At 50.5% G+C, this 11,820-nt stretch carries 8 protein-coding genes, 4 pseudogenes and 1 riboswitch; of the genes and pseudogenes, 9 read left to right on the top strand and 3 right to left on the bottom strand.

Features of this window, described 5'->3' with window-relative positions; all coding sequences use genetic code 11:
* From rsfS to lipA, 8 genes and pseudogenes are all read left to right on the top strand, one after another.
* Nucleotides 1-179: ribosome silencing factor (gene rsfS, locus BG74_RS17835; protein ID WP_244267429.1), on the top strand; the 179-nt coding region annotated here is incomplete at its 5' end.
* 3 nt (nt 180-182) lie between these two features.
* Nucleotides 183-622, top strand: a pseudogene (gene rlmH, locus BG74_RS07550) (23S rRNA (pseudouridine(1915)-N(3))-methyltransferase RlmH).
* A 73-nt stretch (nt 623-695) separates the two neighbouring features.
* Nucleotides 696-2,606: a peptidoglycan DD-transpeptidase MrdA gene (mrdA, locus tag BG74_RS07545; protein ID WP_066597604.1), complete on the top strand. Its 1,911-nt coding sequence runs from the start codon at nt 696-698 to the stop codon at nt 2,604-2,606.
* A gap of 6 nt (nt 2,607-2,612) precedes the next feature.
* Complete coding sequence (gene mrdB / locus BG74_RS07540; RefSeq protein WP_066597602.1) at nt 2,613-3,725, top strand: peptidoglycan glycosyltransferase MrdB; 1,113 nt, start codon at nt 2,613-2,615, stop codon at nt 3,723-3,725.
* A gap of 943 nt (nt 3,726-4,668) precedes the next feature.
* Nucleotides 4,669-5,813: pseudogene (locus BG74_RS07530) on the top strand (serine-type D-Ala-D-Ala carboxypeptidase).
* A 132-nt stretch (nt 5,814-5,945) separates the two neighbouring features.
* Entirely contained in the window at nt 5,946-6,209 is a 264-nt protein-coding gene (gene ybeD, locus BG74_RS07525) for a DUF493 family protein YbeD (protein ID WP_066597598.1), read from the top strand.
* 9 nt (nt 6,210-6,218) lie between these two features.
* Nucleotides 6,219-6,884, top strand: a complete 666-nt coding sequence (gene lipB, locus BG74_RS07520) for a lipoyl(octanoyl) transferase LipB (RefSeq protein ID WP_066597597.1) — start codon at nt 6,219-6,221, stop codon at nt 6,882-6,884.
* A gap of 187 nt (nt 6,885-7,071) precedes the next feature.
* On the top strand, nt 7,072-8,037 hold the full coding sequence (gene lipA, locus BG74_RS07515) for a lipoyl synthase (protein WP_066597595.1): 966 nt from the start codon (nt 7,072-7,074) through the stop codon (nt 8,035-8,037).
* Between the two features lie 105 nt (nt 8,038-8,142).
* Here the strand turns inward: lipA and BG74_RS13890 are convergent.
* Nucleotides 8,143-8,242, bottom strand: a pseudogene (locus BG74_RS13890) (twin-arginine translocase TatA/TatE family subunit); the annotation flags it as partial.
* Nucleotides 8,243-8,427: 185 nt separating this feature from the next.
* Nucleotides 8,428-8,491: riboswitch (Fluoride riboswitch) on the top strand.
* A 1,069-nt stretch (nt 8,492-9,560) separates the two neighbouring features.
* Between BG74_RS13890 and BG74_RS13885 the strand changes: the two are divergent.
* Nucleotides 9,561-9,842, top strand: coding sequence for a hypothetical protein (locus tag BG74_RS13885; protein ID WP_187202771.1), 282 nt, complete (start codon nt 9,561-9,563; stop codon nt 9,840-9,842).
* A gap of 379 nt (nt 9,843-10,221) precedes the next feature.
* Here BG74_RS13885 and BG74_RS07505 read toward each other — a convergent pair.
* Nucleotides 10,222-11,121: pseudogene (locus BG74_RS07505) on the bottom strand (LpxL/LpxP family acyltransferase); the annotation flags it as partial.
* A 349-nt stretch (nt 11,122-11,470) separates the two neighbouring features.
* Nucleotides 11,471-11,788 (bottom strand): hypothetical protein, encoded by a 318-nt coding sequence (locus tag BG74_RS07500; protein WP_066597591.1) that lies wholly within the window; start codon nt 11,786-11,788, stop codon nt 11,471-11,473.
* Nucleotides 11,789-11,820: the final 32 nt, after the last annotated feature.

Below are 11,820 nucleotides of genomic sequence, written 5' to 3'. Positions count from 1 at the left end.
ACGTCATGTCCATCGCCGACCACCTGGTGCAGGCGTCGCGCTCCGCCGGCTTGATGCCGCTGGGCGTGGAGGGGAAAAACTTCGCCGACTGGATCATTGTTGATCTGGGAGATGTGATTGTACATGTGATGCAGGAAGAGAGTCGCCGCCTGTACGAGCTAGAAAAACTTTGGAGCTGAAGTTTGAAACTGCAACTTATCGCCATCGGGACTAAAATTTCGGATTGGGTGCAAACCGAGTTTGCCGACTATCTCAAGCGTTTTCCCAAAGATTTGCCCTTCGATCTGACGGAAATTATGGCCGGTAAGCGCCGCAAGAATGCGGATATTGCGCGTATTCTGGAATAAGAAAGGGGGGAACTGATGCTGGCCGCTACAGCGAAAAGAAATTGCATCATCACGCTGGATATCTCCGGAGCTCGCTGGGAGACGCCGAAGCTGACACAGCAGCTTGAACGCTGGAAGCATGACGGGCGCGATTTCGGTCTCCTTATCGGCGGGCCCGAGGGGCGCTGGCCCCCGCCTGCAAGGCAGCCACCGAGCAAAGCTGGTCGGTGTCCCCGTTAACTTTACCACATCCGCTGGTTCTTTTGCTGGTCGTAGAGAGCCTTTATCGTGCATGAAGCATTACTACCTATCACCCTTATCACCGTGAGTGAAGCGGTGAATATGGTTAACGTGAAATAATTCTGCTGAATGAAAATAGAACGTAACCCCTTCCGCGACTATTCAGTTGAGTCTGCGCTATTCTTGCGCCGCGCTCTGGTGGCGTTCGCCGTCACTTTGCTGCTAACCGGTATACTTATTGTCAATCTGTACCATTTACAAATTGTCCGCTTCGAGGATTACCGCACCCGATCCAACGAAAACCGTATCAAACTGGTTCCTATCCCACCCAGCCGCGGCATAATCTACGACCGCAACGGCACCCCGCTGGCGCTGAATCGCACCATTTATCAGTTGGAGCTGGTGCCGGAAAAGGTAGACGACTTAGCGCAAACTATCGCCGCCCTGCGCCTGATAGTCGATTTAACCGATGACGATATTGCCAATTTTGAAAAAGAGCGTAAACGCTCTCGCCGCTTTACCTCGCTACCGCTTAAAGTGGGTTTAACCGACGTGCAGCAGGCCCGTTTCGCTATTAACCAGTACCGTTTTCCCAGCGTCGAAGTCAAGGGCTACCATCGCCGCTACTATCCCTACGGCTCCGCGCTTACCCACGTTGTCGGTTATGTGTCAAAAATCAACGACCGCGACGTGGAACGTCTGGATAAAGAGGGCATCCTGCTAAACTATGCCGCCACCCACGATATCGGTAAGTTAGGTATTGAACGCTACTATGAAAGCACGTTGCACGGTAAAACCGGTTACGAAGAGGTCGAGGTCAATAACCGCGGCCGGGTGATTCGCCAGTTGCATGAGCAGCCGCCGCAGGCGGGTAAGGATATTATCCTGACGCTGGATCTCAGCCTGCAGCAATATATTGAGAAGCTGCTGGCCGGCAGCCGCGCCGCGGTGGTGGTGGTCGATCCCCGAGATGGCGGCATCCGCGCACTGGTATCTAACCCCAGCTACGATCCGAACCTGTTTGTCGATGGTATTTCTAGCAAGGATTACCATGCGCTGCTGGAAGATAAAAATCGCCCGCTTATCAATCGCGCTACCCAGGGGGTGTACCCACCCGCCTCCACCGTGAAACCCTATATCTCGGTCTCGGCGCTCACCATTGGCGTCATCAATAAAAACTTCTCGCTGTTTGATCCTGGCTGGTGGCAATTGCCTGGTTCGGAAAAACGCTACCGAGACTGGAAGCGCTGGGGACACGGCCGGTTGAACGTCACCCGAGCGCTGGAAGAGTCGGCGGATACCTTTTTCTATCAGGTAGCCTATGATATGGGCATCGATAGGCTTTCCGAATGGATGACCAAGTTTGGCTATGGCCAGTATACCGGCATCGATCTGTCCGAGGAGCGTGCCGGTGTGATGCCGACACGTGATTGGAAAGTGGCGCGTTTCAAAAAACCGTGGTACCAAGGGGATACTATCCCCGTTGGCATAGGCCAGGGTTACTGGACCGCCACGCCGGTGCAAATGTCCAAAGCGTTAATGACGTTGATTAACGACGGCGTGGTACGCACGCCGCATCTTCTATACGGTACGTGGGAAAACGGCCGCCAGATCCCCTATCGTCAACCGGGACATGAGCAAATCGGTGACCCCCACTCCGGTTACTGGGAGATCGCTAAAGACGGTATGTATGGCGTCGCCAACCGGCCAAACGGCACAGCACGCAAGAGTTTCGCCGACGCACCTTACAAGGCGGCAGCCAAATCCGGTACCGCCCAGGTGTATGGCCTGAAGACCAACGAAACCTACAATGCTCACAAAATTGCCGAACGTCTGCGTGATCATAAGCTGATGACCGCCTTTGCCCCCTATGATAAGCCAACGGTGGGTGTGGTGGTAATTCTGGAAAACGGCGGGGTCGGCCCGGCGGTAGGCGCCATTACCCGCCAGATTTTGGATCATATCCTCCTGGGTGATAACACCACGGACTTACCGGTGGAGATGCCCTCCTCCTCCCCGACCGGCATCGAGAGTGATTAACCGGTCATGACTGATGATCTGCAACAAACCTCTCTGTGGAACAAGCTGCACATTGACGTGATGCTGCTGTTTTTTGTCACCTTGCTGCTGGTCTATAGTGCTCTGGTGGTATGGAGCGCCAGCGGCCAGGATATCGGCATGATGGAACGTAAGGTTGCCCAGATTGTTATGGGCCTTCTGGTGATGTTGGTGATGGCGCAGGTACCGCCCCGCGTCTATGAGGCCTGGGCGCCCTATCTGTATATTTTCTGCGTTTTTCTGCTAGTACTGGTGGATGTCTTTGGACAAATCAGTAAAGGCGCGCAACGCTGGCTGGACTTAGGTTTTATCCGCTTCCAGCCGTCAGAAATCGCCAAAATAGCTGTACCGCTGATGATTGCGCGCTTTATCAATCGCGACAGTTGTCCGCCGTCGCTGAAAAATACTGCTATCGCATTGGTACTGATTTTCATGCCTACACTACTGGTGGCGGCGCAGCCCGATCTGGGCACCGCAATTCTTATCGCCTCCTCTGGCCTGTTCGTGCTGTTTTTATCCGGAATGAGCTGGAAACTGATCACCGTGGCGGCGCTGCTAGTGACGGCGTTTATCCCCGTGCTGTGGTTCTTTTTGATGCATGATTACCAGCGGAACCGGGTAATAATGCTGCTGGATCCTAAAACCGACCCCTTTGGCGCCGGCTACCATATCATCCAGTCAAAAATCGCCATCGGATCTGGTGGCCTGTCTGGAAAAGGCTGGCTGCACGGCACCCAGTCGCAGTTGGAGTTCTTACCCGAACGCCACACCGACTTTATTTTTGCAGTGCTGGGGGAGGAGCTGGGGCTTATCGGTGTCCTGGTGCTGCTTGCCCTATACCTAGGAGTCATCATGCGCGGTCTGGTCATCGCGGCGCGGGCGCAGAACACTTTTGGACGGGTCATGGCTGGCGGTTTAATGCTGATTTTATTTGTTTATGTGTTCGTGAATATCGGTATGGTAAGTGGTATCTTACCGGTGGTTGGCGTTCCGTTGCCGCTGGTAAGCTACGGCGGCTCGGCGCTGATTGTGCTAATGGCAGGGTTTAGTATCGTCATGTCGATACATACTCATCGAAAAATGTTGTCTAAAAGTTTATAGAGGTGAGCAATGCGAAATTTTCGGTGCTTTATCGGCATTGTCGGCATTGATGGTGTTGGCGCTCATCGCTTTGTACCACCCGCAGGAGACGCAGCCCTAACTAGGCGCCAGCCCCAGGCCCCCTAGCCATCATACACCTGGCCTGTCGTGTCGTGGAAATCAGTGGTGCCGAACCGCGTTATAAGCCCTATAATCGGGGAAACATTCAGGATTATGAGGTAAGCAGCAAGCGCTACAACAGCGTTAAAAACCCGCAAAATTTTTGCCAAACAGGCCTCGTGCTGCATAGTAACGACAGCAAAAGCAGCAGCGATTTCCGCACTTACCATCGGCGGAGAGCTATTCGACTCCTACGTTCTGGCCGTCACCCAGTTACGTGTGGGTCACCAACCTGAGCAACGGCCATCATTATAGTGTGCGTTAATAACCTCGGCCCTTATACCGCTGGGACGCATTATCGATCTGACCGTGCCGCTGCCGACCGACTGAATATTTCCAACAATACTAAGGTACGGGTCGACTTTATTCGGGTTACGTTAGACGGTGCGCTAACCGGCCTTAGCGCCGACGGCACCGTGGTGGCGAAACAGACTTCGCTAGTAATCGCTTTAGCGTGCCGGGTAAGGTGTCGGCCAACGGCAATTTGTTCCGCGTGCAGTTAGGACCATTTCCCAGAACCGTCAGCAGGCACAGTCGCTGGTAAAGCGATTGTAGAGCGAAGCCCAGCAATCGGATTTTATCACAGCACAATAGCCGCCACGATCGACAATGTCATGCCAACACTACCAGCCGCACGCAGTGCCGTTTTACCTGATGTCGCCATTTTTAGCATCTGGTATAATGTGACACAATTTTAACTTACCCCTATAGATGCTATGTCATGACATGAAGAATGTAACTAACCCCGCTTATTCACTCGGTTAACCTTGAGTACCTTTTTGTCATGGGAGCTGTTTCTGTAAGCCTTTTCCGACGATATTAACCTGAAGACTATAATTCCGGGTGTACCGCAAATCGACGCCGAATCCTATATCCTCATTGACTACAATTCTGGTAAATTGCCGGCGGAAATGAATGCCGACGCGCGCCGCGACCCCGCTATCCTGACTAAAATGATGACTAATTATGTCATCGGCCGAACCATCAAAGCCGGAAAATTAGCATGAATGATGTGGTTATGGTTAGCAAAGACGCTCGGTCCACCAGCAATACCGTATTCAAAAGCTCCTCGCTGATGTTCCTGAAACCGGGCGATGAGGTGTCTCATCTCAACTGCGGTATCATTCTCCAGTCGGGCGATGACGCCTGCATGGCGATGGCGGATTACGTCGCCGGTAGCCAGTATGCGTTCGTGGGGATGATGAATAATTATGTAAGTGATCTGAGGCTGCAAAATACCTATTTTAAAACCGTACACGGTTTGGAGGCGCCAGGACAATTCAGCTTCTCCAGGACATAGCCATAATCGGTAAGGCGCTGATTCACAACGTACCGGACGAATATACTATCTATAAAGAAAAAAATTCACATTCAACAACATTCGCCAGATGAATCGCAACAACTTGTTGTAGGACAGCAATCTGAACATTGACGGTATTAAAACCGGTCATACCCGAATCCGCGGGCTACAATTTAGTCGCCGCGGCGACCTAAGACCAGATGCGCCTAATCTCCGCGATACTAGGCGGACATTCCATGAAAGGCCAGGAAAAAGAAAGCCGTAAGCTGCTAACCTGGGGTTTCCACTTTTTTGAAACCGTGGCGCTGCTGAAGGTCGGCAAAGAGTTCGGCGCCGAGCCGGTGTATTTTAGCGATACCAACAGCATAGAGCTGGGCGTGGAAAAGGATGCGTATCTGACCATCCCGCGTGGCCTGATTAAGGATCTTAAGGCCGGTTATGTGTTAGGTAATCAGGAATTGCGTGCGCTACTGGCGAAAAATCAGCGCGTCGGTATTATCAATTTCCAGCTGGACGGTAAAACCATCGAACAACTCCCGTTGGTGGTGCTCAATGATGTGAATGAAGGAAATTTCTTCAGCGGCATAGTCGATTATGTCAAACTGGTGTTCCACCATTGGTTCGGTTAATTCGTTCATCCATTGTCAGGGGCGGATCCGCGCTCCTAATAATAACCCTATTCTATCTGCCTCCGCGGCGCGGCGGGAAGCGCCGTTTCTATCGCCACATCGGCATATCTATGCCAGTCACCGGGAGTCTTTATGAAAACTAAACTAAATGAATTGATCGAATTCCCTTGTCCGTTTACCTATAAAGTCATGGGTATTGCCCAGCCGGAATTGGTGGATAGGGTGGTGGATGTGGTGCAGCGCTACGCGCCAGGAAATTATTCACCGCAGGTTAAACCCAGCCATAAAGGAAATTACTACTCCGTTTCCGTTACTATTAATGCCACCCATATCGAACAGGTAGAAACGCTGTACGAAGAGCTGGGTAAAATAGACATCGTATGTATTGTGCTGTAAAGTCAAGAGATGATTGTATCAGAGAGCCTGGTTATCCGCCAGCTGGGTCTGCAGCCTTATGAGAGGGTGTCGCGGGCGATGAACTGCTTCACCAATGACCGCAATACTGCCAGTACCGATGAGATCTGGCTGGTGCAGCATCCGCAGGTCTTTACCCAAGGGCAGGCCGGTAAGGTTGAACATCTGCTACAGCCGGGCACTATCCCAGTCATCCAAAGCGATCGAGGGGGTCAGGTGACCTTCCACGGTCCAGGACAACAGGTGATGTATGTCCTGCTGGACCTGCGTCGCCGCCGGCTTGGGGTACGCGATCTGATTACTCTACTGGAGCGGACTGTCATCGCCACCCTCGCTGGCTTTGCTATTTCTGCCCACGCCCGCGCCGACGCGCCAGGGGTCTACGTCGGCGCCAATAAGATTTGTTCGCTCGGTTTACGTATCCGCAAAGGATGCTGTTTTCACGGACTCGCATTGAATGTGGCAATGGATCTCTCGCCTTTTCTGCGTATTAACCCCTGCGGCCATGCTGGTCTGCGCATGACGCAAGTGAGCGATCTATCCCCCGGCACCGGCATTGACGATGTAGCTCCGGTACTCCTCGCGCAATGCCTGCAGCTGTTGGACGCTACAGTAGGCGAGATGCAAGGCTGGGATCCGGCGCAATATGGTGCCTGAACCGCGGCGGTAGGCTCTGTGCAAGCGCATCTGCCCATATCAGGCCATGTTCTGCATTCACTCGCTGAGAACAGAACAAACATATTATAATTTTTAAAAATTTTTTTGATATTCGTTAAATATTCATTTAACATACTGATTTAACTACTCTTCATGCTTTCGATTTCGGGACCGTACCTGCACCATTATGAGCAAACTGATACAGATGGAACGTGGCGTTAAATACCGTGACTCTGACAAAATGTCGCTAATTCCCATCAAAACCGTCGCGGTGGAACGTCAGGAAATCCTGTACAAGCCTTCCTGGATGAAAATTAAACTGCCCGCCGACTCGAGTCGTATTCAGGGCATCAAGGCTGCGATGCGTAAAAATGGCTTGCACTCGGTGTGCGAGGAAGCGTCCTGTCCAAACCTGGCGGAATGTTTTAATCACGGCACCGCGACCTTTATGATCCTAGGGGCTATCTGCACCCGGCGTTGTCCGTTCTGCGATGTCTCTCACGGCCGCCCCGTCACCCCGGATGTTAACGAGCCAGAAAAACTGGCGCAAACCATCGCCGATATGGGGCTGCACTACGTGGTAGTGACTTCCGTCGATCGTGACGATTTACGCGACGGTGGCGCCCAGCATTTTGCCGATTGTATTAGCGCAATCCGCGCCCAAAATCCAACTATCCGCATCGAGACTCTGGTGCCTGACTTCCGCGGTCGTATGGATCGTGCGCTAGATATCATCAATGCCGCGCCGCCCGATGTTTTTAATCACAATCTGGAAAACGTGCCGCGCCTATATCGCCAGGTGCGCCCCGGTGCGGACTATCACTGGTCGCTCAAGCTTCTGGAAAATTTCAAGGCCGCTAACCCGCGTCTGACGACAAAATCTGGCCTGATGGTCGGACTGGGCGAAACTAACGCTGAAATTATTGAAGTGATGCGCGATCTACGCCGTCACGGCGTCACTATGCTTACGCTTGGCCAATATTTGCAGCCCAGTCGCCACCATTTGCCGGTTAAACGCTATGTAAGCCCGCAGGAATTTAACGAGATGAAACAAGAAGCGCTGGCAATGGGCTTTACCTATGCAGCCTGCGGGCCCTTCGTGCGCTCGTCCTACCACGCGGATTTGCAGGCCAAAGGCATCGAAGTCAAATAAAGCACCCTCGTTTGCCGCAAGTACCTATTATTCTTTTCTTTTTCTTTGCACTCTACGATGATATAAGGGCTTATCGCTGTTCATGGCCTTTGTTGTTCATAGCCTTTTAATGGCTGCACCTAGTTCGCCTGCCCAGCGAACGCAGCTTTTTAGTGCCGAACAACAGCACGATAAGGGCGCCAACGACTAACAATTTAGTAACGATTAACTTTCGATGACCACCTTCCGGGTTAACACTGGCTAATAACTAAAGCAGTGAATGAGTATTACATGCTTTCTACCGCTAATGCGGCCGCAATACAAGAGATATATATGTAATAGATTGCTACTTGTTTACGCCTGTTGCCTCCCCCGTCAACCGCTTCTCCGGGATACGAATTCTGATATACTTACAGCCCAGGAGACGACATTCCTCCTGATAACCGCCGTTCTGGCTGATGATATCTACGCTCGACTGCAGGTATTGGGGAACGTGGCGTCGTGTTTTCCGCCGAATTAGTGGCTCTGATGATGGTTAGTGGATAGATCTTTCTGGCCGCGGGAGAGATTATCCTGCTCAACCTACTCAGTTCTCTGCTGATGACAGCTGAGCCGCTATCTCCTACGCTACGCTTATGGGGAGGCGAAAAAGCCTGCACCAGGGCGGGTTTTTCAAAAAACTGGCTAATTAAATAGCTAACGTCAACAACCGAAGGTCATTCGGCGCCATTATTGATTTCAAACTCCATACGCTGACCTTCAATCCGCGGTTTTGAAACTGCTGCTCTATATAGCGGAGAAGCGTACAAGCACGTCTTTGCTACTATCTTCAAGCGCAATGAAGATTGGTCCTTTGGACTCACTAAACTACTTAAGCGTTACCTTTATGATTTTAAAAATTAAACTTACCTTTAAATAAGTGACAGACACAAACTCTGTATCGTCGAGTAGTACAACAATTGGTAAGCTTTTTATTCAGCATTAGATCAGTAATCCGTGATAAATTTTGCTAAAAACATTTTAACCTACGGATCACGCTCACATGGTAAGGCATGTGCTGATGCCGAGACTTTTTTCCCCTGGCGGAATAACCAAAGCGACGCACGCCTTACATCGAACATCATCGGGCACGAACGGTGGGGGTACCTCTTATCCCATCAGCTCCAGTATTCGATCACTGCATTTTATAGACTAGCAAGACCGACGTTTTCGTATCGGTATACTTCGGCGCACTATCCGTCGGATTTTTGTTTTAGGTCACGTTGTATGCGACCTTCAGCGCAAAATAGTCGTTTAATATCGACGTTCAGACCGGTTTCTGAGTTCACTATTGTATCAATGTTGACGGAGTAGCGTCAGCCGCTGAATAAATTTAGTGTTGTCGGTCAACTGATAGCTAAAAGAGGCCGCTGCGTAACCAAACTCTTTGGTGGTATTGCCCCGCCCTAGTATTCATAGACCAACGTATAACGCGAACAGTAGTCGTTATAGCGATCGCTTAACCAAATCTATTAGGCAAACAGGAAATCTTGCGTGCTGAGGTTGTGGCGGGCGCGGGGGCGCCCGACCTGATATTTCTCCGAGCTGCGCTGATCGAAGGCTATAGCATTCGACTGCTGAAACCAGGTCATAGCGGTGCTGGCAGACAGATTGGAATTTCGGGTATTATTGCCGCTTTGGGCGTTGTAGCTTGCCTGAGCATCGCCATCAAAGTTTTTTGGCAGTGGACGGTTATCAACCGTAGCAAAGATATCGTATCGGTGGCGGCAAAGGTGTTAAAACTGGCTAGCGACATGCCAAGGGTGGTCAATAGAGAGAGTGCCTGAAAGTGCTTATTGTGTAACATAAGATACCTGTCAAATTAGCGAAAAAGTGCAATGTGCATTTAAAAAGTTCATCAGCGTAGCCAAACTGTGAAGCTTGCCGCTGTACTAGTAATCTTTTGTAATATTGGTAAAAAATTTGAGAGAAAAGTCGAAAAATTGAAGAAACAGGAGCGAGGATGAGGTTTGGGTTTTGTTAGGGCATAGAAGAAAGAATTTTCAAGATAATAAATTAGTTATCGGTTTGCACTAGCTTTTTAAACGAACCAGTTATCCATAGATCGACCGTATTCGAATAATTCTGGAACCACGGATTAATCCCCCTAAGACAGACACCCTAGAATAAAGCAATTTTGTGCGCCGGCAGCGGTCGTGCAACATATTACATGTACAACATGTACAGCGACAGTCTGCCACGCAGCCGGGTTTTAAAACGGCGATGCAGCCAAAGATATTGATCCGGCGCGCGCAGTATCTCCTGCTCTACAATCCGGTTCATGTAACAGGTAGCCGCCATTTCATAGTCTTGCGAATAGTCCCTCAGCTGCGGCTGAATCAACAGCTGATAGCCGCTCCCATCTTGCTTGCGAATAAGCACCACTGGGAGATTATCTGCAGCTGCGCCGTCGGACCAACCTATAGATACCCGGGTGGTGTACGCCTGGGGAAAGGCGAAAAATAGTGCGAAAATACTACCACGCAGGGCATAAATCCTGGTTCAGTGCAAACCAAACCGTTTCTCCCTGCTTCAAGACATGCACCATGCTGCTCTAGTCTTTTAGCATGGCTTTGCTTTATTGGAGCGAATGCACCCCCAGGGCTAAATAAGCCTCATCACCTTAACCTTATTATTATGAGCCAGTACATGGCCATTATGAGCCAGTACATGGCCATCAGCGGCTGACTTAGTCCTATAAGCCCGCCTGCCGAGTATCCAGCGACATGAAATGGATACCGATGACCATCATACCTCTGCTGTAGCAGATGGCCTGTTGCAGGTACTGCAGGCAGGAAACATAAAACTAGAGTTTTACGTGCGCATTGGACCAGAATTAGTCCGTCCCCTTTTCCATCAGGTCCATGCCCAGTGAGGTAATGTTATTACTGCGTCTGGCAATGTGTACTAGACGTTTCAAAAACGACTTGGACATACGGCCAAGAAGACCCGCCCAGCCTTCGCAGCAGTGGAGTAAGGCAACTGTACCAGCAACCAAAGCACACCCAAACCGAACCATGTAAGCCAATAGCGCGGATGCAGCATGGCAAAAGTAAACTTCTGTGGTTACGGCATCAATTTTTCCTTAGGGATGGATGAGTTGCGCATCAATCAGAAAAAATATCAATAGCGATATAGGTTGCAACTAAGACGCGCCGGCGTTTATTATTCAGCGGAAGGTTGCAATATTTCATTTCCTTATATGGATCAGCATGTTAGTAAGCAGGCATTTATGCATGACGGCCAGCCTCAGGTTCTGGTTCACGTTTCAATCAGGACATAGTATGAAAGGCTATGAATCCAGCAACAGCGAAAGACGGGACAAGAGAGAGCGGATCACTTCAAGCACAAAGGAAGCATATAAAGAATGCACGTGGATACCCGTAAAGATAAGTAAATTATTTTTACCAACACTTCACATCAGCACTCCTTCAGTGCACGGCTGGCAGCCTGTAGTGGACAACCCTAAACCCGGTAAGCTCTGATGAGTAAAGCGAAAGCACATAGCATCGAACGCGGTGTTAAGGTCGTGAGGGACAATGCCGGTCTTATCCAGGTTATCTGACCACGCCGGTCTTTTCGCCCCACTTGCCGTCAGCATCGCGGCGCTAAATACCCAATGATCCTCTTGCCTGTAGATGAACGGCTGGCATTGTGCGATGGGTAACGCGCTGCACTGCAAAGTGAGATTGCCGTAGTGTAAAACATCGCGGTCCAGTCTCAGTATACTCATTTCGTTTTTCTCTTTGATATTATACAGCTAGG

The organism is Sodalis-like endosymbiont of Proechinophthirus fluctus, from assembly GCF_001602625.1.
Classification (GTDB): Bacteria; Pseudomonadota; Gammaproteobacteria; order Enterobacterales; family Enterobacteriaceae.
The sequence above is the reverse complement of the archived record's forward strand: the minus strand, read 5'-3'. Positions and strand labels throughout refer to the sequence as shown.